Annotated in this window: 22 protein-coding genes, 1 tRNA gene and 2 pseudogenes; 20 read left to right on the top strand and 5 right to left on the bottom strand. The window is 37.7% G+C overall.

What is annotated here, in order from left to right; translation table 11 throughout:
* The first annotated feature begins 12 nt into the window (after positions 1 to 12).
* From ftsZ to ileS, 8 genes and pseudogenes are all read left to right on the top strand, one after another.
* Positions 13 to 1251: a cell division protein FtsZ gene (ftsZ, locus tag AC4BD1_RS08480; RefSeq protein WP_206910418.1), complete on the top strand. Its 1239-nt coding sequence runs from the start codon at positions 13 to 15 to the stop codon at positions 1249 to 1251.
* A 17-nt stretch (positions 1252 to 1268) separates the two neighbouring features.
* Positions 1269 to 1946, top strand: a complete 678-nt coding sequence (locus AC4BD1_RS08475) for a YggS family pyridoxal phosphate-dependent enzyme (RefSeq protein ID WP_490466280.1) — start codon at positions 1269 to 1271, stop codon at positions 1944 to 1946.
* 13 nt (positions 1947 to 1959) lie between these two features.
* Positions 1960 to 2056: pseudogene (locus AC4BD1_RS08470) on the top strand (cell division protein SepF); the annotation flags it as partial.
* 122 nt (positions 2057 to 2178) lie between these two features.
* A pseudogene (locus AC4BD1_RS08465) lies at positions 2179 to 2553 on the top strand (cell division protein SepF); the annotation flags it as partial.
* 20 nt (positions 2554 to 2573) lie between these two features.
* A complete protein-coding gene (locus tag AC4BD1_RS08460) occupies positions 2574 to 2837 on the top strand; it encodes a YggT family protein (protein ID WP_430733290.1) in 264 nt (87 codons plus the stop codon).
* A gap of 19 nt (positions 2838 to 2856) precedes the next feature.
* Positions 2857 to 3639 carry a YlmH family RNA-binding protein gene (locus AC4BD1_RS08455; RefSeq protein WP_067480574.1) on the top strand — a complete coding sequence of 261 codons (783 nt, stop codon included), beginning with the start codon at positions 2857 to 2859 and terminating at the stop codon, positions 3637 to 3639.
* Between the two features lie 20 nt (positions 3640 to 3659).
* On the top strand, positions 3660 to 4364 hold the full coding sequence (locus tag AC4BD1_RS08450; protein WP_206910412.1) for a DivIVA domain-containing protein: 705 nt from the start codon (positions 3660 to 3662) through the stop codon (positions 4362 to 4364).
* Positions 4365 to 4619: 255 nt separating this feature from the next.
* A complete protein-coding gene (gene ileS / locus AC4BD1_RS08445; protein WP_206910410.1) occupies positions 4620 to 7412 on the top strand; it encodes an isoleucine--tRNA ligase in 2793 nt (930 codons plus the stop codon).
* 110 nt (positions 7413 to 7522) lie between these two features.
* On the opposite strand, the gene zwf is transcribed toward ileS, so the two are convergent.
* The 3 genes from zwf to AC4BD1_RS08430 all read right to left on the bottom strand — a co-directional run bounded on the left by zwf (position 7523) and on the right by AC4BD1_RS08430 (position 10284).
* Complete coding sequence (gene zwf / locus AC4BD1_RS08440) at positions 7523 to 9046, bottom strand: glucose-6-phosphate dehydrogenase (RefSeq protein WP_490466278.1); 1524 nt, start codon at positions 9044 to 9046, stop codon at positions 7523 to 7525.
* Positions 9047 to 9060: 14 nt separating this feature from the next.
* Complete coding sequence (gene efaR, locus AC4BD1_RS08435; protein WP_206910406.1) at positions 9061 to 9708, bottom strand: transcriptional regulator EfaR; 648 nt, start codon at positions 9706 to 9708, stop codon at positions 9061 to 9063.
* A gap of 219 nt (positions 9709 to 9927) precedes the next feature.
* Positions 9928 to 10284 (bottom strand): DUF4828 domain-containing protein, encoded by a 357-nt coding sequence (locus AC4BD1_RS08430; RefSeq protein ID WP_490466277.1) that lies wholly within the window; start codon positions 10282 to 10284, stop codon positions 9928 to 9930.
* Between the two features lie 170 nt (positions 10285 to 10454).
* Here AC4BD1_RS08430 and sfsA point away from each other — a divergent pair, with 170 nt between their 5' ends.
* The 11 genes from sfsA (at position 10455) to AC4BD1_RS08375 (ending at position 20930) form a co-directional block, all read left to right on the top strand.
* Entirely contained in the window at positions 10455 to 11192 is a 738-nt protein-coding gene (gene sfsA, locus AC4BD1_RS08425; protein ID WP_490466276.1) for a DNA/RNA nuclease SfsA, read from the top strand.
* A gap of 18 nt (positions 11193 to 11210) precedes the next feature.
* Positions 11211 to 12224, top strand: a complete 1014-nt coding sequence (locus tag AC4BD1_RS08420) for a Gfo/Idh/MocA family protein (protein ID WP_490485478.1) — start codon at positions 11211 to 11213, stop codon at positions 12222 to 12224.
* Positions 12224 to 13504 carry a DEAD/DEAH box helicase gene (locus AC4BD1_RS08415; protein ID WP_490466275.1) on the top strand — a complete coding sequence of 427 codons (1281 nt, stop codon included), beginning with the start codon at positions 12224 to 12226 and terminating at the stop codon, positions 13502 to 13504. The genes AC4BD1_RS08420 and AC4BD1_RS08415 overlap by 1 nt, the downstream gene beginning before the upstream one ends.
* A gap of 63 nt (positions 13505 to 13567) precedes the next feature.
* On the top strand, positions 13568 to 16267 hold the full coding sequence (locus tag AC4BD1_RS08410) for a sigma-54-dependent transcriptional regulator (RefSeq protein ID WP_206910398.1): 2700 nt from the start codon (positions 13568 to 13570) through the stop codon (positions 16265 to 16267).
* 165 nt (positions 16268 to 16432) lie between these two features.
* Positions 16433 to 16750 (top strand): PTS sugar transporter subunit IIB, encoded by a 318-nt coding sequence (locus AC4BD1_RS08405; RefSeq protein ID WP_067480601.1) that lies wholly within the window; start codon positions 16433 to 16435, stop codon positions 16748 to 16750.
* A gap of 29 nt (positions 16751 to 16779) precedes the next feature.
* Positions 16780 to 17100, top strand: coding sequence for a PTS lactose/cellobiose transporter subunit IIA (locus AC4BD1_RS08400; RefSeq protein ID WP_206899996.1), 321 nt, complete (start codon positions 16780 to 16782; stop codon positions 17098 to 17100).
* A 141-nt stretch (positions 17101 to 17241) separates the two neighbouring features.
* Positions 17242 to 18702 (top strand): PTS sugar transporter subunit IIC, encoded by a 1461-nt coding sequence (locus AC4BD1_RS08395; RefSeq protein WP_206910396.1) that lies wholly within the window; start codon positions 17242 to 17244, stop codon positions 18700 to 18702.
* Positions 18703 to 18778: 76 nt separating this feature from the next.
* Entirely contained in the window at positions 18779 to 19000 is a 222-nt protein-coding gene (locus AC4BD1_RS08390) for a hypothetical protein (protein WP_206910395.1), read from the top strand.
* Between the two features lie 30 nt (positions 19001 to 19030).
* Positions 19031 to 19210 carry a DUF3188 domain-containing protein gene (locus AC4BD1_RS08385; protein ID WP_067480612.1) on the top strand — a complete coding sequence of 60 codons (180 nt, stop codon included), beginning with the start codon at positions 19031 to 19033 and terminating at the stop codon, positions 19208 to 19210.
* Positions 19210 to 19623, top strand: a complete 414-nt coding sequence (locus tag AC4BD1_RS08380) for a DUF3284 domain-containing protein (protein WP_206910393.1) — start codon at positions 19210 to 19212, stop codon at positions 19621 to 19623. Before AC4BD1_RS08385 ends, AC4BD1_RS08380 begins: the two co-directional genes overlap by 1 nt.
* Before the next feature lie 125 nt (positions 19624 to 19748).
* Positions 19749 to 20930, top strand: coding sequence for a GNAT family N-acetyltransferase (locus tag AC4BD1_RS08375; RefSeq protein WP_490466274.1), 1182 nt, complete (start codon positions 19749 to 19751; stop codon positions 20928 to 20930).
* A 107-nt stretch (positions 20931 to 21037) separates the two neighbouring features.
* Here AC4BD1_RS08375 and AC4BD1_RS08370 read toward each other — a convergent pair whose 3' ends face one another.
* Positions 21038 to 21196, bottom strand: coding sequence for a hypothetical protein (locus AC4BD1_RS08370; protein WP_490466273.1), 159 nt, complete (start codon positions 21194 to 21196; stop codon positions 21038 to 21040).
* Positions 21197 to 21409: 213 nt separating this feature from the next.
* Between AC4BD1_RS08370 and AC4BD1_RS08365 the strand changes: the two genes are divergently transcribed.
* A tRNA-Arg gene (locus tag AC4BD1_RS08365) sits at positions 21410 to 21481 on the top strand.
* 210 nt (positions 21482 to 21691) lie between these two features.
* Here the strand turns inward: AC4BD1_RS08365 and AC4BD1_RS08360 are convergent.
* Positions 21692 to 22924: an aminopeptidase gene (locus AC4BD1_RS08360; protein ID WP_206910390.1), complete on the bottom strand. Its 1233-nt coding sequence runs from the start codon at positions 22922 to 22924 to the stop codon at positions 21692 to 21694.
* Between the last annotated feature and the right edge of the window lie 27 nt (positions 22925 to 22951).

Genomic DNA, 22951 nt, shown 5'->3' with positions numbered 1-22951 from the left:
GAGGAATAAAACATGGAATTCTCAATTGATAATAATATCAATGACGGCGCAGTTATCAAAGTCATCGGTGTCGGTGGCGGCGGTGGTAATGCTGTAAACCGTATGATTGAAGAAAACGTAAAAGGTGTTGAGTTCATCACAGCCAACACAGACGTTCAAGCATTAAAAAATTCAAAGGCTGAAACTGTTATCCAGTTAGGCCCTAAATATACACGTGGTCTTGGTGCTGGTTCTCAACCAGAAGTTGGCCAAAAAGCTGCTGAAGAAAGTGAACAATCATTGCGCGAAGCTTTAGATGGCGCAGATATGATTTTTATCACTGCTGGAATGGGCGGCGGGACTGGTACAGGTGCTGCACCAATCGTAGCAGGAATTGCCAAAGAATTAGGCGCTTTGACAGTGGGTGTGGTTACACGACCATTTACTTTTGAAGGACCTAAACGAGGACGTTTTGCTGCTGAAGGTATCGCTCGTTTGAAAGAAAATGTTGATACATTATTGATTATTTCAAACAATCGTTTACTTGAAGTTGTTGATAAAAAGACTCCGATGCTTGAAGCATTCCGTGAAGCAGATAATGTTTTACGACAAGGAGTTCAAGGTATCTCTGATTTAATCACTGCACCAGGTTATGTCAATTTAGACTTTGCTGATGTTAAAACAGTGATGGAAAACCAAGGAACTGCACTAATGGGAATTGGTGTTGCTAGCGGTGAAGAACGTGTTGTCGAAGCAACGAAGAAAGCTATTTCTTCTCCACTTCTTGAAACATCCATCGATGGAGCAGAACAAGTATTGTTGAACATTACTGGTGGTCTAGACATGACTTTATTTGAAGCGCAAGATGCTTCTGATATTGTTGCTAATGCTGCTACAGGTGATGTAAACATTATCTTGGGTACATCAATTAATGAAGAATTGGGCGATGAAATCCGCGTAACGGTTATTGCAACAGGTATTGATGAGTCAAAAAAGGAGCGTAAGTCTAGCCGTCCAGCTAGACAACAAATGCAATCACAAACTCAAAAACCTATCTTAGATATGGACCAAGCAAAACCGACTTCGACTGAAGATGAAAACAGCTTTGGTGACTGGGATATCAGACGTGAACAAAATGTTCGTCCTAAAGTTGAAGAATCAAATTTTGATCATGTTGAAAAAAAAGATTTTGATACATTCAGCCGTGAAGAAACAAAAGCGAATGACGATGACGAATTAAATACGCCACCGTTCTTCCGTCGTAAGCGATAAAGGAGAGGAAAGAGCACATGATTGCTGACAACTTGCAAGAAATTGAGCAAGAAATTCAGGATTCGTGTGCTCTTGTTCATCGAAATCCGAAAGAAGTTCAATTAGTTGCTGTAACAAAATCAGTTGATTCAGATACAACCAAACAACTTGTTGAAGCGGGGGTTTTGCATTGTGCAGAAAACCGTGTGGACAAATTATTACAGAAGAAGCAAGATTTAGTTAATTTTCCTGAAATAAAATGGCATTTGATTGGTAATTTACAGCGTAGGAAGGTAAAATTGATTGTAAATGAAATTGATTATTTTCATGCGCTGGATAGTTTGAAATTAGCAGAAGAAATTCAAAAGAGGGTTCAGAAAGAATTGGCTTGTTTTATTGAGGTAAATGTATCAGGTGAGGAGTCCAAACATGGAATTGCGCCCGATGAGTTACTTTCATTTGTTGATTCTTTAGGTAATTATTCAAAAATCAAGGTCATTGGCTTGATGACTATGGCCCCAAAAGATGCTTCTGTTGAACAAATCCACAAAGTATTTGGAACACTTGAAGACTTACGTAACCTTGTTCATCAGCAAGGATTTACTCATGCACCGTGTGAAGAATTAAGTATGGGAATGAGTCAAGATTTTCCTATTGCGATACAAGAAGGAGCAACGTTTATCCGTGTAGGTACAGCACTATTCAAGGACAAATAAGGGAGGAAGAGTCATGCCACTTTTAAATAGAGGAGCAATTGCTAATTTTTTCGGATTAGCCGATGAAGAAGAGTACGAGTATCCAGATTTTCCTGAAACAAAAAAACAAACGGTGACTCAGTCACAAACACAAAAAACACTAAAGCCAACAGTTAACAAATCAACACGTGAGGCGACTCAAACAGTTACCAATCAATCGCAGTACGCGACACGTGAGGAAAAACCAACTGTTGAGCAAAAGAAAGTAATTGAGCTTCGTCAAGCTCCAACACGACCAGTAAAACAAGAAGAAAAAGTTGCTCGTCAATCTTATGAACCTAAAACCAATTTGGCAAATAAAATTACAGTGATGGAACCACGTGCGTATTCAGAAGCAATGATGATTGCAAAAAAAATCATTGCTGGTGAAGCAACATTAGTGAACTTTCATTTAGTAGAAGAAAAACAAGCGCGTCGCATTGTTGATTTCTTAACTGGAACAGTTTACGCATTGGATGGAGATATCAAACGGGTTGGCGATGAAATTTTTCTTTGTACACCAACTGGCATGGAAATTGATAGTTCAACTGCTCAAACATTCGCAGATGCAAATATTTTTGATCTGTAAGAGGAGGAAGGACCATTTTAATTTATCGTTTGCTTAATTTACTTAATGATGCAGTTTATCTATATACTATTTTATTAGTTATTTATGCGTTGTTATCTTGGTTTCCTGGCGGGTATCAATCGGCTTTTGGGAAATTTTTATCGAGAATCTGTGAACCTTATCTTAGCTTGTTTGATCGATTAAACTTACGTTTTGGACCAATCGATCTTACAATCATGGTGGCAGTTATCGTTTTGAATCTAGCTAGTCAAGGACTAACGATGATTATTGTTTCACTTTTATAGTTTTTAGGAGGTGAGTATCATGGATGAAAATATCTACCAACATTTTCGAACGGAAGAACGAACTTTTATTGATTCGGTGGGTGATTGGATTGAACAAGTACAAAGTCAATACGCACCGTACTTAACTGATTTCTTAGATCCAAGACAAGCCTATATTTTGGAAACTTTGATTCGGCAAGACAGTGAGTTACGTTTCACGTTTTATGGTGGGTATGAACAAGCAGAGAGAAAGCGATGCTTGATTTATCCAGAGTATTACGAACCTACTGAAGACGATTTTGAAGTGAGCTTGTACGAGGTACACTATCCAAGTAAGTTTGCTAGCTTAAGCCATGGAAAGATATTAGGTACTTTGGTAGGTACCGGCATTAAGCGTGCTTATTTTGGAGATATTATTTCTGATGGTGAACGATGGCAAATCTTTGTTGCAAGAGAGATTGAACACTTTGTTGTTGCCCAAATAACGAAAATTGGAAAAGTAACGGCTCGTTTAGAACCAATTGCTTATACAGAAATGTTATTGCCAAAAGATAGTTGGACACAAGAAAGAGGAACAGTTACTTCGATGCGGCTTGATAGCGTCATTTCAGAAATCTATAATATTTCTAGACAAAGGTCGAAACAATTGATTGAATCTGGTAAAGTGAAAGTGAACTGGACGGAAAATACACGACCAGATTTTATTCTTGAATTATTAGATATTGTTTCGATTCGTGGTTATGGACGAATCCAGATTCAAGAGCTTGAGGGAAAAACAAAAAAAGAAAAATATAGGGTATTATTTGGTGTATTACGCAAATAAAACAAAGAGGTGGTTTATTCATGGCTTTAACTCCATTAGATATTCAAAATAAAACATTCCCAACGAAAATGCGTGGGTATAATCAAGATGAAGTAGATGATTTTCTAGATTTAGTTGTTCGCGACTACGAGGAAGCAACAACTAAAAATCGCGAATTAGAAAAAGCAATTAAACATTCTGAAGAAAAATTAGAGTACTTCAATGAATTAAAAGATGCATTGAATCAATCGATTATTGTTGCACAGGACACAGCTGATAAAGTAAAAACAAGTGCAAGCAAAGAATCAGAAGTAATTGTGACATCTGCTCAAAATAAAGCAGATGAATTAGTTGCTAACGCTGAAAAACGTGCACACCAACTAACAACAGATGCAGAAGAAAAAGCACGTCAAATCTTAACAGATGCAACTGAAAAAGCAAAACAACTTGCAACAGAAACAGAAGATTTGAAAAAACGCACACGTGTCTTCCATCAACGTATTAGTTTGATGTTAGAATCACAATTAGAACAAGTTAAGAGTCCTGAGTGGGATGAAATTTTACAACCATTCTCAAGTTATGTGAATGACAGTCATGAAGTAATCAAAGAAGTTTTGGCAAAACAACTTGACAATGAAAATAATCCTGTTGTAAACTCAGAACCAGAAACATTAGAATCTCCAGCAGTTCAAACATTTGATACGAGAGAAATTGATCTCTCTGTTATTGCTGACAAAAACGAGTAGAACAGAAAAGCACTTTGAATTCTTTTTAGCGAGCCAATGGTAGTGTGAGTTTGGCAAGACCCTCCAAAGTGAAAGATCCTCTACATTAATTATTTCTGAAATAAAAGTAAGAAGTAACGGCTGACCTCGTTATTGGTCTCGAAGAAGTTATGCTTTTTGTAACTTAAATTTGGGTGGTACCACGGCATGTTCGTCCCTTTGGGATGCACATGCTTTTTTGCGTTTAGAAAAAAATCAAAGGAGTGAGGTTCTCTTATGAAAATGAAAGAGACACTACAATTAGGAAAAACAAAATTTCCTATGCGTGGGAACTTGCCTAACCGTGAAGGTGAATGGCAAAAAGAGTGGGAAGAAGTAGGCATCTACCAGAAAAGACAAGAATTAAATGAAGGCAAACCAAGTTTTATCCTACATGATGGACCTCCCTATGCGAACGGTAATATCCATCTAGGTCACTCTTTGAATAAAATTAGTAAAGACATTATCATTCGCTCAAAATCAATGTCTGGGTTCCGTGCGCCGTACGTTCCAGGTTGGGACACACACGGATTGCCAATTGAACAAGTCTTAGCAAATAAAGGTATCAAACGTAAAGAAATGCCAATCACTGAGTATTTAGAAAAATGTCGTGAGTACGCACTTTCTCAAGTCGACAAACAACGTGAGGATTTTAAACGTCTAGGTGTTGCTGGGGACTGGGAACATCCATATGTAACATTGGATCCATCATACGAAGCAGCACAAATCCGTGTGTTTGGAAAAATGGCAGAAAAAGGGTATATCTATAAAGGATTAAAACCAATTTATTGGTCTCCTTCAAGTGAATCTTCTCTTGCTGAAGCTGAAATCGAATATAAAGATGTAAAATCACCATCAATCTTTGTTGCTTTTAAAGTGAAAGATGGCAAAGGAATCTTAGACGAAGATACTTCATTTGTTATTTGGACAACAACTCCATGGACTTTACCAGCAAACCAAGGAATCGCTGTAAATGAAAACTTTGTTTATGTTTTGATTGAAGCTGATGGACGCAAATTTGTTGTAGCAAAAGATCTATTAGAAAAAGTTCAAGCTGAAATTGGCTGGGAAAACGTTACTGTACTGAAAGAAATTTCTGGTAAAGACATGGAATTTATGACAGCACAGCATCCTTTTTATGATCGTGACTCTGTAGTTATCTTAGGTGACCATGTAACATTAGAAGCAGGGACTGGTTTAGTTCATACGGCTCCTGGACACGGGGAAGATGACTACATTGCGGGGAATAAATATAAATTACCAGTTGTTTCACCGGTGGATTCTAAAGGTGTGTTTACTGATGAAGCACCAGGTTTTGAAGGTATTTTTTATGACAAAGCAAATCCAATGATTACAGAATTACTTGAAGAAAAAGGTGCGCTTTTAAAATTAGAATTCTTTACACATAGCTATCCACATGACTGGCGTACAAAAAAACCAGTTATCTATCGTGCAACACCACAATGGTTTGCATCGATTGATGACTTCCGTCAAAATATTTTGGATGAAGTTGAAAATGTGAATTGGATTATTCCATGGGGTAAGACTCGTTTGTACAATATGATTCGTGATCGTGGTGACTGGGTTATTTCTCGTCAACGTGCTTGGGGTGTACCATTACCAATTTTTTATGCGGAAAATGGTGAAGCAATCATTACACCAGAAACAATTGAGCATGTGGCAAAATTATTTGCAGAGCATGGCTCAATCATTTGGTTTGAAAAAGAGGCAAAAGATCTTTTACCAGCAGGCTTTACACATCCTGGCTCACCAAATGGCGAATTCACCAAAGAAACAGATATCATGGATGTTTGGTTCGACTCTGGATCTTCGCACGAAGCAGTTTTACGTCAACGTCCAGAATTGTCATTTCCAGCGGATATGTATTTGGAAGGTTCTGACCAATATCGCGGTTGGTTCAATTCAAGTATTACAACAAGTGTAGCAATCAATGGTGTAGCACCATATCGCTCCGTTCTTTCTCAAGGTTTCACACTTGATGGTGAAGGACGCAAGATGAGTAAATCTTTAGGAAATACGATTGTTCCTGATAAAGTTATCAAACAATTTGGTGCAGATATTCTGCGTTTATGGGTTTCAAGTGTTGATTATGAAGCTGATGTTCGCGTTTCAATGGATATCTTGGGTCAAGTAGCTGAAGTATACCGCAAAATCAGAAATACGATGCGTTTCTTGATTGCTAATACAGAAGATTTTGATCCAAAACAAGATGCAGTTTCTTACGATGAATTACGTTCAGTTGATAAATATATGACTGTTCGCTTGAATCAAGTGATTAAAGAAATTCGTGATGAAGGTTATGAAAAATATAACTTCATGCATATTTATCGTACAGTAATGAATTTCTTAACTGTTGATCTATCTGCTTTCTATTTAGATTTTGCCAAAGATGTTGTTTATATTGAGTCAGAAAATGACTATCAACGTCGTTGTATGCAAACTGTTTTCTATCAAACTGCTGTAGCATTGACAAAATTATTAACACCAATTATTCCTCATACAACAGAAGAAATCTGGTCATTCTTAAAAGAAGAAGAAGACTATGTACAATTGAGTGAATTGCCTGGCTATGAAGAATTTTCAAATCAAGAGGAATTAATGGATACTTGGGAAGCATTTATGGATTTCCGTGATAAAGTGTTGAAAGCTTTGGAAGAAGCGCGAAATGCGAAGTTGATCGGTAAATCTTTAGAAGCAAAAGTAACTGTTTATCCAAATGAACAAGTTCGTGAATTATTGATAGCAGTAGATGCCGATATTCCACAATTATTGATTATTTCTCCGGACTATTTTGAAGTTGCCTCTGCAAAAGATGCTGTTCCAGTTGAAGCAGTTGATTTTGAAGATGTCGCGATTTTAGTCGAAAAAGCAGATGGTGAAGTTTGTGATCGTTGTCGTCAAATTCGTAAAGATGTTGGTGTAGATGAAAAATTACCACATTTATGCGGACGTTGTGCTAAAATCGTTGAAGAAAATTATCCAGAAGCTGTTGCAGAAGGATTCGAATAAAAAAAGAGCTACCCATTTGGTTGGGTAGTTCTTTTTTATGTAAACTAACTAATCAAAAAAACACATTTCTTATCCTCAACAGTTGATAAGAAATGTGTTTTTTTGATTAGTTAATTCAATTTTCCACGCTCACGGTACCAGTGGTCTGGTTGCCAGATCCATTCAAATCCATCTTTTTCTAGAAGTTCAAATGCTTCATCAGGTCCCATTGAACCAGCTTTATAATTAGGGAAATCTGGTTGGATCTGATCCCACGTTTTGCGAATCACATCAACGATATGCCAAGATTGAGCAACTTCTTCCCAGTGTGAAAAGTTTGTTCCATCACCATTTAATGAATCTAAAAGTAATTTTTCGTAAGCTTCAGGACTGTTCTCAACCATTTCCGCGCTATTTCGAAAGGCAAGTTTGATTGGTTCAGTATCAAAACCTTGGCCAACTTCTTTCCCATTAAGTGAAAGAGAAAACCCCTCAGTTGGTTGAATGTAGATGGTCAAAACATTTGGTGGAAGGTTTGTTTCTTCACAAGCCTCATCGACAGAAGTTTTAAAAACATTGACGGGGACTTGTTTGAAGACCACGTTGATCCGGGTTCCTTTTTCCGTCAGACGTTTACCAGTTCGGACATAAAAAGGAACACCCGACCATCGGAAATTATCAATAGTGAATTTACCAGCAACAAATGTTTCTGTTTCAGAATGTTCATCCACCTTATCTTCATCACGATATGCCTTGAAAGTTTGTCCATCTAATTCTCCTGCTGCATATTGTCCACGAACAAAATTTTCTTTGACTTCGTCTTCGTTATAGATCCGAACAGCTTTTAAAGCTTTGATTTTTTCTGTCCGAATTTCTTTTTCAGAAAAGGCAACAGGTGGTTCCATGGCTAACAAAGCGACAACTTGTAAAATGTGGTTTTGCACCATGTCTTTTAATGCACCGCTGTGATCGTAATACCCACCACGATCTTCGACACCGAGGCTTTCACCGAACGTGATTTGAATATTATCAATGTAGCGGTTGTTCCATTGTGATTCAAAAATATTATTTGCAAAGCGAATGGCTGAAATATTTTGAATCATTTCTTTTCCGAGATAGTGATCGATCCGGAAAATGTCTTGTTCTGGAAAAACCTGACGAATTTGTTGATTCAAGTCAAAGGCAGATTGATAATCTGCACCAAATGGTTTTTCAATAATCAAACGATTGAAGCCAGTTTCAGTAACAATTTTTTCTGATTTCAAATGTGTAACGATCGTTCCAAAAAATTGTGGCGCCATTGCTAGGTAGTACACACGATTCCCATTGATTTGATATTTCTCATCTAATTTGTCTGCCAATTCTTTCAGTGTTTGGTAATGCGTAGAATCATTGACGTCATGTGATTGATAGTAGAAATGGTCAGCAAAGTCTTCTGCCTCTTCAGCCGTTGGATTCAATGATTGGATGGTTTCTTTGACTACTTCACGGTAGTGTTCATCTGACCAAGGACGACGCGCGGTACCAATCACTGCAAAGTGTTCATTCAAATTCCCCTTTTTATAAAGACGGAATAATGAAGGGTACAGCTTACGTTGTGCTAAATCGCCTGTACCGCCAAAAATCGTAAATAAAACATTTTTTTCATTTGACATGCAGATGTCCTCCTTTATAGTTTATCAACAAAAATGGTACTAGCCGCCTTGAAACTGACGGAAATTTGTTTGGTTTCGTTCTTTATCGTAATCGGCCCCTCATAAGCTGCGATATCAATGATTTCATATTCTTCATCAATATTTAAATCAATGGTTACAAGGTAGTCAAGTAGTTCCTTTTCATCTAATACACGCGCAATGCGAATATATGTGCCAAGTGGGTAAGACTCTAATGTTTGGCGTCGTTCTTCATGAACGACTTGTTCTTTTTGTGGAATAATGCCGCCGTGAGGGCAATGCTTAGGATGATTCAAATAGTTTTCTAAACGATCTGCAAGTTGTTCTGAGGTAACATGTTCTAAGACTTCAGCGTCATCATGTACTTCATTCCAACGATAATCTAAATGTTCAACTAAAAAAACTTCCCATAAACGATGTTTACGAATCAAGCTACTAGCTTTATAAAGTCCCGCAGTGGTTAATTGTACGCCTTGGTAAGGTGAATGTTCAACTAATTGCTCTTTCACAAGTTTTGAAATCATTTCACTAACAGACGCCGGCGAGACATCCAGGCTGGATACGATTTGTTTGTTATTAACTTTTGTTGTATCGCCACCCAATTCTAAAATGATTTTTAAGTAATCCTCTCGATTTGGTGTCATGTTCGATCATCCTTTCATGGTAAAAACCATCAATAGTAAGTGTAACAAAAAAAAATGAAAATGACTATTTTTCTAAATGAAAAAATGAGGAATTTTTGTGCTTTCTACCCAAACAAAAACAGCTGACACAAATTGGTCAGCTGTTTTATTTATTGAAATCATTTTAATTGTTTGAACTGGTTTTCTAAGTGATTTTTGTGATAAGAAAATTGAAATAAATTATTGCTCTTTTTTACTCAAAATATATGAAACATCTTCAGCCTCATCGTAAAATGTCATTGGTGATTGGTTTGTCAATATGAGGTGGTAACCATATTGATCGCGAACAACAAATTTTTGGGTATTTAATTCGATGATCGTCGCTTGGATTGGTTGCTGATCCAAAACTAATGTATATTCAGGAAGGACAGTGAGTTGATGGGGTTGCTGATGATGATCTTGAAAATACCACGTGCGAACGTAGGTCGTAGCATCGATTGTTTTTTCTTGTTTTTTTTGTTGTCTTTTTTGCACAGCGACTCCGCCGAGTAAAGTTAACAACGACATGCCAATCAGATACGAAATTCTTTTTTTCATTGAATCGCTCCTTCTTAACTAAAGTGAATGGGAAAGTTTATCGTCAATTTTATGCTTACCTTCATTCTACCGAAAAAAGGATAAAAATTCTCTAAGACTTTCGACTGGTTTTTCAAGTGTTTTTAGTGAAATTATGATAGGATACTAGATAGAAAGACAGGTGACAACAAGTGGAGTATCAACAAGTCGAGGTCGTTTCTTTTCTTGAACGACCCAATCGTTTTATTGCCTATTGTCAAAAAGCAGATGGTGAGATCATCACTGCTCATGTCAAGAATACAGGACGCGGAAGAGAAGTGTTTCTTCCAGGTGCGCAAGTTGCAGTGACTTACACGCCAAGTCCTAAAAGAAAAACCGATTATGATTTGATTGCGGTGAAGAAAAAAGATGTTTGGTTCAATATTGATAGTCAATTACCCAATCAATTAGCAGCTGAAGGCATTTTAAATGGGCTTATCCAGTTGCCTGAGTTGGCAGGAGAAATCACTTTTTTGAAACGGGAAGTTGTGTATCATCATTCAAAATTTGATATCTATTTGGAAACTTCGACGAATCAAAAAATTTTTGTGGAAGTTAAAGGGATGACGTTGGAAAACTTAGCTGTCGGAGCATTCCCAGATGCGCCAACGACGCGAGGACTGAAACATATCTTGGAATTGATCGATGCACGCAAAGAAGGGTACTTGACGTATGTTTTGTTTATTGCTCAATTTGAACAAGTAACAGTCTCAACGATTCATCAAGAAATGCAACCAGAATTTGCATTGGCTATTCAATCGGCTCAAGCAGCAGGGGTTCAAGTTCTTACGTATAATTGTGTGGTGAACGCGAATAGTGTACGATTAAAGCAAAGAATTCCTTTTGATTTGGAGGCGCCATTTGAAAACCCAGTGATTGAAAATCAGTAAAGAAAAGGGGACGAGAAAATGATTCATTTAGGTATTATTGGGACGAATTGGATCACACATCAATTTGTTGAAGCAGCTTTAAGTACGAAAAAATATGAGTTAACAGCAGTTTATTCAAGAAAATTGGAAAAAGCCCAAACATTTGGCGAAAAGTATTCGGGGGATATCGAGTTTGCGACAGACTTAACAACATTCTTTGGAATTGCCCATATGGATACTGTTTATATTGCTTCACCAAACAGTCTTCATTTTGAACAAGCTAAACAAGCAATCTTAGCTGGTAAAAATGTAATCGTTGAAAAACCTGCATTTTCAACGCCAGAAGAAATGGATGAGATCATTCATCTAGCGAATGAACAAAAAGTGTATTTCTTTGAAGCTGCTCGCAATATTCATGAAAAAGGCTTTAAAAAAGTTACAGATCACTTACCTTCAAAAGACGAAATCATTGGTGCGAACTTTAGCTACATGAAGTATTCTTCTCGTTATGATCAAGTTCTAGATGGTGGAGAACCAAACATATTCTCTCCTCATTTTTCTGGTGGGGCAATGATGGATTTAGGCGTTTATTTAGTTTATGCGGCAGTTGCTTGGTTCGGTATGCCAAAAGAAGTCCACTATTTTTCAAGAAAAATTTCAACTGGGGTCGATGGTCTTGGCTGGGGAATTTTACGCTATGATTCTTTTGATGTTGCAATCCAACCTGGAAAAATTGGCGATTCATTTATGCCGTCTGAAATTTATTTTGATTCAGGAACTTTAGTTTTAAATGGTGTAAATGCGATTGAGAAAGCAGAATTTCACGATCGAAATCACCAAGAAATCGTGGATCTAGCAATTAAAGTTGCTGAAAATCCAATGGTAGAAGAAGCGAAAGACTTTGCGAACGTATTGAACCATCGTGAAGATCGTGCATGGGGCTTATTGTATGAAGAATGGGTCGAATTAGCACGAAATGTGAATCAAGTCGTTTATGACTTAAGAAAAAATGGAGGCATCACTTTTGATGCAGATAATGAGGAAGAAATTTAATGAATGAATTTATACAAGCATTTCCCGAAAAATGGCAAGAAAAATGGACGAGTCAAGGATTTGAAGAACCTTCTTTGATTCAACAAGCTGTTTTTCAAAAATTACGTGAAAAAGAAAGCTTGGTAGCCATTTCCCCAACTGGTTCTGGCAAAACATTAGCTTATCTCTGGCCATTACTGCTGAATGTCCAACCACAAGCTGGTAGCAGTCTACTTATTTTGACTTCATCACAAGAGCTGGCAATCCAAGTAACGGAAGTGGCTCGCGCATGGGCAGCTTTAGTTGATCTAAAAGTTCAATCATTACTTGGTGGTGCGAATGTGAAACGACAAGTCGAAGGGCTGAAGAAAAAACCGGAAATCTTAATAGGAACACCCGGGCGCGTGTTAGAATTGATGAAGGCTAAAAAATTGAAAGCACATCAAATCCAAACAATGGTATTTGATGAAGCTGATCAGTTATTTGATGAAAGTAGTGTTCAATTAGTGAAACAAATCTTGCATCAAGCACCAGTGGATTATCAATTCGCTTTCTTTTCTGCTACGGCTGATCGCTCGCTGGAAATGTTTGAAAAAATTAGTGGAAAACAACTTCAAGTAATAGATGTTTCTAACAAAGACGAGTCAAGAAAGGGTCTGCAACATTACTTTTTACGTGTTCCTGCACGTAAAAAGGATGACTACTTGCGCCGTTTGATGCATGTGGATGGCTTTCAAGGATTAGTTTTTTTTAACCAATTAAGTGAATTAGGTCTGATGGAAGAAAAACTAACGTTTCGTGGTGTAACGGTGGGAAGTTTAGCTTCAGACCAAAACAAATTGCTTCGAAAAGCAGCACTAGACTATTTCAAGGCAGGTAAAACAACAGCTTTGTTGACGACAGATGTGGCTGCTCGTGGCTTAGATATTATTAAATTACCTTATGTTATCAACGCGGAAGTGCCGTTCAATGTCGAAACATATCTTCACCGTTCAGGTCGTACAGGACGAATGGGTAATGCTGGTACAGTCATTACTTTGGTTCAAGACAATCAGTTAAGAGATATGAAGAAAATTGCGCGTGAGGCGGACATCACAATAACTGAAATCTATTTGTACGGTGGGATGTTGCATCATGAGCCCGCTGAAAAAGAAGAAAAAACAGAACGTCCACTAAAAAAAGCGGATCGAACAGTCTCGAAACACACAAAAATGCTTCCTGAAACAGAAAAATTAAACAAAAAAAGCAAGAACAAGAAGAAAACAAAAAAGCAAAAAAATAAAGGAGCAAGGCGCAAATAAGCGCCTTTTTGTGTTATTATGTTGAAAACGGCATCAATGAAAACTCACTAAAGGAGGGTTTGTATGAATGCTCGCAAGAAAGAAATCATCCATTTATTAACAATCAATCAACACGGCTTAACAGCAAGTGACGTAGCTAAACATCTTCACATTGATCGAAGTAATGCAAGCCGTTATTTAAGTGATCTATATAAAGAGCGACAAATTATGAAAACCGCTGGTCGCCCGGTGGTTTATTCTATGTCTAAAGAAGCAAAAGAAGAAGTCCATGTCGACTCATCAACACAAGTGACATTTGAAACATTAGTAGGAGAAAATGAGTCGCTAAAAGTGAGTATCCAACAAGCAAAAGCAGCGATTCTCTATCCACCAAGAGGCTTACATACGATTATTTTTGGGGAAACAGGTACAGGAAAATCGATGTTTGCAGAATGTATGTATCATTTTGCAATGGACTCTGAAACTTTGGCACCCGATGCACCGTTTGTTTCATTTAATTGTGCAGATTACGCGCAGAATCCTCAGTTATTGTTTGGACACATTTTTGGGATCAAAAAAGGCGCCTATACAGGAGCGGCAGAAGATAGTCCCGGTTTGATTGCAAAAGCAGATGGCGGGATTTTATTCCTTGATGAAATTCATCGCCTTCCACCAGAAGGACAAGAAATGTTGTTCACTTTTATTGATAAAGGAATCTATCGACCATTAGGGGAAAGTGCACAAGTTCATGAAGCAGCCGTGCAAATCATAGGAGCTACGACAGAGTCTTCTGAAAGTTTCTTGACGACGTTTAATCGTCGGATTCCGATGGCAATTACCTTGCCAAACTTAGCTTCCCGTTCATTGGATGAACGGTATGAAATCATTTCGCTTTTCATTAAACAAGAGGCGAATCGTTTGAATCAACGAATCGACATTGAGCGAGAAGCAATTTTAGCGTTTATGCTCTATGATGCAGAAGGAAATATCGGCCAAGTGAAACGTGATTTAAAACTGGTCTGTGCAAAATCATTTCTGCATTACCGCACGCATAACGAGCAAAAATTGATTATTCGTAAAGAAGAACTTTCGTTGCAAGTTCAAAAGGGCTTGTTAAAAATCAAGGAACTTCCAGAACGCTTAGATCATTTTATCGAAAGCAAAAGCCAGTACCTAACCTTTGAGCCGGGATTGGCAGATGTTGTTTGGTCACAAGATCCTGAACGTAATATGCAAGTTTATAATGATATTGAAGAAAAAGTAGCTAGTTTGTCTGAAACTGGTGTGGAAAGTATTGATTTAGAAGCACTGATTTCAAAAGATGTCGACGAGTACTTTGAAACCTATGTCGAAGAATTGACGCAAAGCAATATTCCTAAAGATTTGTTGCCAGATGATATTTGGCAGTTGACGAATCAACTATATGACGTGGCAGAAGAACGATTGGATCGGATCTATAATGAAAAAGCGCGATTTGCTTTTGCTTTACATTTACAAAGTACCTTAGATCGGGTACGTGATGGTCACATGATCGTTCATCCAGATTTGAATAATATCCGCAAACACTTTAAGAAAGAGTTCCAAGTCGCCATTGATTTGTCTACTATTATTGAAGATGAATGCGAAGTGGAGATTCCGTTTGATGAAATAGGCTTCATCAGCATGTTTTTGTCAATTAATTTAGGGGAGAGTGAGCGAGTCAAAGAAAATAATGTGGATGTTCTTGTATTGATGCACGGGCGCCAAACAGCTTCTAGTATGTTGGAGATGGCACAAGAACTGCTTGGAACGAACATAGGGGCAGCATTTAATATGCCACTTGCCATGGAAGTTCAAACGATGTATGAAGAAGTCTTAACTTATGTGAAAGCTCGTCAAGCACAATTAAGCAATGGTTTGCTGTTATTAACTGATATGGGTTCCTTAAACACATTTAGTAATTTGATTTATGAAGAGACCGGTGTTCGGACAAAAGCAATCACGATGACAAGTACGATGATTGTGATTGAAGCAATCCGAATGGCAAATGTTGGAAGAAGTTTAGAAGATATTTATCAAAATATCCAACTATCCTTTGAATCAATTGTTCGTGACCAATTCAAGTTAGGTGATGCGGCGGATACACAACGTAAAAAAGCAGTTATCGTGACTTGCTTTACTGGGGAAGGCGTAGCCGCGAAGCTTTACCAACGAATTGCACCAGTTATCAATCAACAAAAAGTTGAGTTGATCCAAATGCAGTTTTTAGAAAGAGAATCTTTCAAAAAACATATCGATGCTCTTTTAGAAGAATACGAGATCAAAGCAATTGCAGGAACAGTAGATGTGGATTATCAAAATATCCCATTCTTTTCGGCATACGATATTTTCAATGATGAGAAATTAAACACATTGAAACGAATGGCTGACGATGAAATCCCAATTGATAAGATTGTCTATTCGTTAAAAGACTCGTTGTCATCTATTCCAGCAATGGATGAACTGATTTATTCCTTGCAAAAGGTAGTTCAACAAGTTCAAACAGATATTTCAATCATTGTGGAGCCAGGTGTTGATGCAGGCATCTTGATTCATTTAGCATTTATGATTGATGCTCTTATCAAAAACGAAGAAAGTAGGGTCTTTAAACAGCTTCCTGATTTTGCCAAGAAATATCGACTGGAGATGGATATGGTTCGTACGAATTTAATGCCATTAGAAAGAAAATATCAAATCAAAATCTCGGAAGATGAGATCGCCTATCTTACACAGATGTTTCTGGAAAATAAAATTAAAAATGAATAATATATACAGTACAGCACACTAATTACTTGTTTGCACACAAAAACAGTAGTGTGCGCACTGAAACAAAAGGCTAAAAAGCGTGAAAACGCTATTTTAGCCTTTTTTTTATTGGCACACTTCTTGCATTATAATAAAGTGTAAAACAAATTAGAAGGAGTGAAGAAAATGGTGAAAAAAACGATCATGTTAGTTTGTTCCGCTGGAATGAGCACAAGCCTACTTGTAACAAAAATGCAAAAAGCAGCTGAAGAAAAAGGAATCGATGCAGACATCTTTGCAGTTTCAGCTTCAGATGCAGACAACAATTTGGAAGCAAAAAATGTAGACGTACTCTTATTAGGACCTCAAGTCCGCTTCATGAAATCCCAATTTGAACAAAAATTAGCACCAAAAGGCATTCCTTTGGATGTCATCAACATGCAAGATTACGGTATGATGAATGGTGCAAAAGTGCTTGAACAAGCAGAAAGTTTAATGAAATAACTGATTAAGACATTTGGAGGAAAACGCACGTGGAAGATCAACAAAATTTAGAAGCAATCATGGGTTTGATCATGTTTGGTGGGAACGCAAAAAGTGATGCAATGGAAGCAATTGCGGCAGCAAAAAAAGGTGATTTTACCTTAGCAGATCAAAAGATCGCGGATGCTGAAGAATCATTAGTCCAAGCACATCATTCACAAACAGAAATGTTAACTCAAGAAGCACAAGGGAATCATGTACAAGTGACTTTACTAACGGTTCATAGTCAAGATCATCTGATGACTTCAATTGCGTTTACAGACTTAGCAAAAGAAATTATTGATATTTATCGTCGCTTAGGAAATGAGTAACACTTCTTTTTTGAACGGAAGAAGTTATACGCCAACACCTTCTTTTTTGAACGGAAGAAGAAAAAATTTTGAACGGATTTTTTTAATTTGGTATAGGGAGGCAACTCTTTGTATAAATAAACTTATAGGAGGAACAATAAAATGAACGGATTAACAGCTTGGATGGAGAAACACATCCTACCGGTTGCCGCTAAAATTGGCGCGCAGAAGCACTTAGTTGCTTTACGTGACGCTTTTATCGGCACAATGCCTGCAACGATGGCAGGGTCTGTTGCTGTAATGATCAATGCAATCATTCGTGATTTGCCACAGCAATTTATTAGTACTTATGCAGATAGTTTAGCAGCAGACAAAGGTTTCTATGCAGTATTAAATGTTATTATTGGGATCAACGGTTTTGTTTGGAACGGAACACTAGCTATTGCGGGTCTGATTTTTGCCTTTTCTTGGGGCTATAACTTAGCGCGTGCTTATGGCGTTAATGACCTAGCAGGTGGTATCGTAGGTTTAGCAACGTTGATTCAAGGGATCTCGTTTGGTCCTTCCTTATCAGCAGCACTAAATGTGGATGTTCCAACAAACGTAGCAGAAGCAATCAACAACAGTGGTGTTGGTGCGACTGTAGCAGATGGAACATTGTCTGTTGGTTTATGGGGATGGTTGAATATCAATCACCTAAATGGAAATGCTTACTTCACTGTTATGATCATGGGTGCCATTTCTGTTATTATTTTCTGTAAATTGATGTTAGCTGACATTACGATCAAAATGCCTGATTCAGTACCTCCGGCAGTTTCTAAAGCCTTCGCAGCTATTTTGCCAGCAACAATCGCTTTATATGTAATTGCAATTATTAACTATGTTGTCGGACGTTTTACTGATGGTCAATTGATTATTGACTTGGTTCAAAAATACATTGCTGAACCATTCCTTGGTTTATCACAAGGGATCGGTGCTGTATTGATCGTTACGATCTTTGTGCAAATTTTCTGGTTCTTCGGGATTCATGGTCCAAACGTATTGGCGCCAGTATTAGAAGGTATTTGGGGACAAGCACAATTGATCAATATCGATATTTTCCAAAAAGGATACAACGGAAAAACAGGGACACCAGCAGTTTTAGATGCTATTGAAGACGGCAAAGCTTATATGTGGGTTCGTGGTTCATTTGATGCGTTCGCTTGGTTCGGTGGTTCAGGTGGGACAATCGTTCTCTTGATTGCTATCTTGATTTTCTCAAAACGTGCGGATTATTTAACAGTTGCAAAACTGTCAATTGGACCTGGTCTTTTCAATATCAATGAACCAGTAATGTTTGGTTTGCCAATCGTATTGAACGCAATCATGTTTATTCCTTTCTTGATTGCACCAGTTGTTGCGACAGCAATTGGTTGGGTAGCAACTTACCTAGGTCTGGTCGCACCGGTATCACAACAAGTAACATGGGTTGTACCGCCATTCTTACTATCATTCCTAGCAACGGGAGCTGACTGGCGTGCGCCAATCGTAACCTTGGTATGTATGATCGTAACCTTCTTGATCTGGGCACCATTTGTTATTGCAGCAAACAAAATGGACCCTAATGCAGGGGAACAACTATAATGAAGTAAAGATAGACTGCTGACGCTTCCAGTGAGGTGGAAGCAGTCTTTTTTGTAAATATTAGGAGGATAAATCAATGATTACAATCGCAAGTGCAATGCAACAAGATGCTATCAAAGAACTTTTAGAAGGGTTCAACGAAGATGGAATCAGTTTCCAATTTAAAGAAAAACAAGGAATCAAGCTAATGTTTGAAACAACGGCAAGTGATCCGGAAGCAGCCGCTAAAAAGGCGAAAGAGCTGATCAAAGCACAACCTTGGGGCACAGTTTTATATTTCCAAGCAACTGCAGTATAATAAAAGTGTTTGAAAGATAGGATGGTTTAAATGATAAAAAATGGCTTATTTTTATGTAGTATTGGTTCTTTAGTGTTATTGTATAGTCTAAATCCCAATACCCAAAGTTATGATTTATATAGCATGGTTACAGGCTTGTTTTTGTTAGGCTTAGGTATCTATTTCTTTAAAAAAGGAAAGAAAAAAGAAGTAAAGGAGAAAAATAACTAATGGAACTTACGAAAAAATTGAATATTCCGGCATCGTTCTTTTACGATAAAGTTATGGACTCTGTTCTTTTTGATGTACGTAAAGCAACGGGGAAAAGTATCACACGTAAACAGCTAAATAACTTTGAATATGTAAAAGTATTTTCTAAATCTAGCCGTGCTCGAATCAAAATCGAGGAAGTCATTGAAAACCAGTCTTATAAATTTCGGACATCAACGACTAAAAATGATTTTGTGGTTCACTATCAAATCAAACCAATTGATGATTCCTCGTGTGAAATCCATTACACGGAACAAATGACTTCGCACGGTTTATTACAAAAGTTAAATGATATGGTTTTGGGCACAATCTTGATGTACTTCAAACGTCGCCAATTCAAAAAAATGTTGACGATGATTGAAGAAACCTATTAGGTTATCATTATATGACAAAAAGAAAAAGCAAGTTGTAAATGGACTGATTGAGCGTGGATTGGAGTTTGCAAAGAAAACTTCAAGCAAGTCATCAATCAGTTTTTTGTGTAGGAGGAGTAGCAAGAATGAATAAAAAGGTCAAAGAATTAGGCAGTGCACAAATCGATGAGATGTTTGATTTGGCTGCTTACGCATTTAATTTTGAAGATACATTTGAACGTCGAGAACGGTTTCAAACCATCGCAGAACACTCGTGGAATTATGGTTTTTTTAATGAAGAAGAACAATTGATGAGTCAAGTGATGGCCACACCATTTCCGGTTACTTTTCATGGAAAAGACCTGTTGATGGCTGGAATCGGCTATGTTGCTTCATATCCAGAGGCGAGAGGACAAGGCGGAATCAATCAAATCATGGAGCGAATTCTTACTGATTGTCGAGAAAGAGATGTGACATTGTCTTATTTAGCACCATTTTCTTATCCTTTTTATCGTCGTTATGGCTATGAACTATTGTTTGAAAAGGTTCATTATGAATTAGCTAGCCGTGACTTTCCTGCAGTCAAAAAAGTACCGGGAAAAATGGTTAGGACTTCATTTGACAAAGCCCAAGAAGCAATAGCTGAGATTTATCCCCAAATGGCAGACAATCAACGTGGTGCAGTAGCACGAGAAGCTTGGTGGATTGATTTTAAATTCCGCCAAAAGAAAGGTCACCAGTTTGCGTTATACTATGATGAGTCTGGTGCAGTGGCAGGGTATTTAGTTTATCGCTTGGAAACACCAATTTTTACTATTGTCGAATGGGGTTATTTGACACATACTGCGTTTCAAGCACTTGCTCGCTTTATTGGTTCACATAGTGGGGCGTTTGAAACATTTGCGTTTGCTTGTGGCTATGCTGGGAATAATCTGAATGCACTACTTGCAAATCCTTTTGCAAAAACAACAATCACACCTGATATGATGGGAAGAATTGTTGATATAGCTAAATTTTTAACCGAATATCCGTTCCCGAAAACACAAGGTGCTTTCGCTATTGAAGTAACGGAAGATGCTTATGCACAATGGAATGAAGGTATTTTTGAAGTGGTCCTAGTGGAGGGGGAAGTTCGGGTCAAGCAAGTAACAAACTCCATGTTACCAAGAGTCAGTGGAACGATCCAAAGTGTAACGCAATTATTCATGGGATATAAAAAAGTTCAAGAATTGGTTTTCCAAGAAAAATTGACTTGTTCAGAAGCGTTAGTTGAAAAATTGGCGGAACTGATTCCAGATCAAAAACCTGTTTTAAATGATTATTTCTAAAAGAAAAAGAGTCAGGCAAAATGCGTACGCGCTTTGCCTGACTCTTTTTACTTTTCATTTGTTTATGAAATTTTTTGTTCATGTTTTATCACGGACACAATCAGTTCCTACTGAGTCGGTTTTTTCTTAAATTTGAATTTTTTGCTTGGTGATTGAGGGTGATCTTCTTTATGTTCTTGAATAGCAGCTTTTGAAATTTTTTCTTCATCTTTCTTTGAGGCGTCGAAACGTTCCGCATAAATTTTTTCTTTTGGCTCTTCTGTCATCAAAAATTCCTCCTAAGCATAAGTTTTATTTATATTCTAAGTGTAGCATCAGCGAGTAGTAGATGGCGAATAGTTTGCTTTTGGGAGGGAAAATCAAGAAATATTGTCTTTTATCAGGGGAAGGCTTGCAAGAAAAAATCAAAACAGCTACAATAACTCTGTTGGACTTAAGTTGTTCAAAGTAATTTTTATGTTTTAATCAATCGTTAAAAAGTTCCCTTAGTTAAATGGATATAACAAGTCCCTCCTAAGGATTAGTTGCTGGTTCGATTCCGGCAGGGAACGTAGAAAGAAGCTTCTAAACCAATGTTTAGAAGCTTCTTTGTTGGTGTTTTTGTTCAAAAGGTTCCCCATCTGTTTCAATTAATAGCTTTTAATCAGCAGGCTATTAATTACAACTTACTAAATTGCATCTAAAATTTAGATAAAAGTGTCAAAAGCTCCTCCACATAGTGCTGTAGAGGGGCTTTTTATCAGGTGAATAATCTAGGAAAACTATGCCCAATCACCATTTCTGAAAATTGGAACAGTTGAGCCATCTTCACGAATGCCGTCAATCGCCATTTTATTTGAGCCAACCATGAAGTCTACATGAGTTTGGCTACGGTTCAAACCAGCATCTGCTAGTTCTTCTTCAGTCATTTCTGTTCCACCTTTTAAGTTGAATGCGTAAGCCGATCCAAGTGCCAAGTGATTTGAAGCATTCTCATCAAATAAGGTGTTGAAGAAAATGATTCCAGATTGTGAAATTGGTGAGGGATCAGGAACAAGAGCAACCTCACCTAAATGACGTGCACCTTCGTCTGTATCCAATAGTTTTGCTAAAACTTCTTCACCTTTTTCAGCAGAAAACTCAACGACTTTTCCGTCTTTGAAGGTAAATTTCATTCCTTCGATAATAGTTCCAGCGTAGCTTAAAGGTTTAGTGCTAGAAATAAATCCATCCACACGACGACTATCAGGAGCTGTAAAGACTTCTTCGGTAGGCATGTTTGCCATGAATTTTTCGTTGCGTGCATTCAAACTACCAGCACCCTCCCATAAATGGTTTTTTGGTAGACCAATAACCAAGTCGGTTCCCGGCGCCGTGTAATGTAGAGCGGTAAATTGTTCTTGATTTAATTCATCGGCTTTTTTCGCTAATTTTTCATCATGATTTTTCCAAGCAAGCACAGGATCATCTTCATAAATGCGAGTCGTTTTGAAAATTTCATCCCAGAGTGCATCCACTTGTTCTGACTCAGGTAAGTCAGGAAAAACTTTAGCTGCCCATTGTTTACCTGCAGCAGCGACAACTGTCCAGCTAACTTTATTTGCTTGAGTTGCTTTACGCAAATTCATCATCGCTTTACCAACAGCAGTTTGGTAGCTTGCTACACGGTCGCCATCGACGCCAGCTAAAGAGTCAGGGTCAGCAGAAACGACACTAATCCGACTCGCGCCTTTTGCTACCCAATCATTTGTTTGATCGATTTTATATTGTGGAACATTTTCGATGCGATCTGTTGCTGCGTGAGTTAGAAATTCTTTTTGAATAGTATCATCTGTCCATTGTACGATGACTTCCGCAGCTCCCAATCGGTATGCTTCTTTCGTGATCAGGCGTGCTAAGGGTGCTTGGTCAACGCTGATTTGTAAAACAACTGTTTGACCTTCTGAAACATTGATTCCGGTTTCAGTGATTAGGCGTGCATATTTCTCCATATATTTATTAAAATTTGCTAACATGTATATTACTCCCCCTCATTATTTGAT

The sequence above is a fragment of the Enterococcus sp. DJ147D b genome (assembly GCF_058216655.1).
This window is presented reverse-complemented; position numbering and strand designations above follow the sequence as displayed.

Excerpts from the sequence above, each read along its gene's own strand:
- ftsZ (WP_206910418.1), top strand. The coding sequence starts at position 13 with ATGGAATTCTCAATTGATAATAATATCAATGACGGCGCAGTTATCAAA.
- AC4BD1_RS08475 (WP_490466280.1), top strand. The coding sequence starts at position 1,269 with ATGATTGCTGACAACTTGCAAGAAATTGAGCAAGAAATTCAGGATTCG.
- AC4BD1_RS08455 (WP_067480574.1), top strand. The coding sequence starts at position 2,857 with ATGGATGAAAATATCTACCAACATTTTCGAACGGAAGAACGAACTTTT.
- AC4BD1_RS08450 (WP_206910412.1), top strand. The coding sequence starts at position 3,660 with ATGGCTTTAACTCCATTAGATATTCAAAATAAAACATTCCCAACGAAA.
- ileS (WP_206910410.1), top strand. The coding sequence starts at position 4,620 with ATGAAAATGAAAGAGACACTACAATTAGGAAAAACAAAATTTCCTATG.
- zwf (WP_490466278.1), bottom strand. The coding sequence starts at position 9,046 with ATGTCAAATGAAAAAAATGTTTTATTTACGATTTTTGGCGGTACAGGC.
- efaR (WP_206910406.1), bottom strand. The coding sequence starts at position 9,708 with ATGACACCAAATCGAGAGGATTACTTAAAAATCATTTTAGAATTGGGT.
- AC4BD1_RS08430 (WP_490466277.1), bottom strand. The coding sequence starts at position 10,284 with ATGAAAAAAAGAATTTCGTATCTGATTGGCATGTCGTTGTTAACTTTA.
- AC4BD1_RS08420 (WP_490485478.1), top strand. The coding sequence starts at position 11,211 with ATGATTCATTTAGGTATTATTGGGACGAATTGGATCACACATCAATTT.
- AC4BD1_RS08415 (WP_490466275.1), top strand. The coding sequence starts at position 12,224 with ATGAATGAATTTATACAAGCATTTCCCGAAAAATGGCAAGAAAAATGG.
- AC4BD1_RS08410 (WP_206910398.1), top strand. The coding sequence starts at position 13,568 with ATGAATGCTCGCAAGAAAGAAATCATCCATTTATTAACAATCAATCAA.
- AC4BD1_RS08405 (WP_067480601.1), top strand. The coding sequence starts at position 16,433 with ATGGTGAAAAAAACGATCATGTTAGTTTGTTCCGCTGGAATGAGCACA.
- AC4BD1_RS08395 (WP_206910396.1), top strand. The coding sequence starts at position 17,242 with ATGAACGGATTAACAGCTTGGATGGAGAAACACATCCTACCGGTTGCC.
- AC4BD1_RS08390 (WP_206910395.1), top strand. The coding sequence starts at position 18,779 with ATGATTACAATCGCAAGTGCAATGCAACAAGATGCTATCAAAGAACTT.
- AC4BD1_RS08385 (WP_067480612.1), top strand. The coding sequence starts at position 19,031 with ATGATAAAAAATGGCTTATTTTTATGTAGTATTGGTTCTTTAGTGTTA.
- AC4BD1_RS08380 (WP_206910393.1), top strand. The coding sequence starts at position 19,210 with ATGGAACTTACGAAAAAATTGAATATTCCGGCATCGTTCTTTTACGAT.
- AC4BD1_RS08375 (WP_490466274.1), top strand. The coding sequence starts at position 19,749 with ATGAATAAAAAGGTCAAAGAATTAGGCAGTGCACAAATCGATGAGATG.
- AC4BD1_RS08370 (WP_490466273.1), bottom strand. The coding sequence starts at position 21,196 with ATGACAGAAGAGCCAAAAGAAAAAATTTATGCGGAACGTTTCGACGCC.
- AC4BD1_RS08360 (WP_206910390.1), bottom strand. The coding sequence starts at position 22,924 with ATGTTAGCAAATTTTAATAAATATATGGAGAAATATGCACGCCTAATC.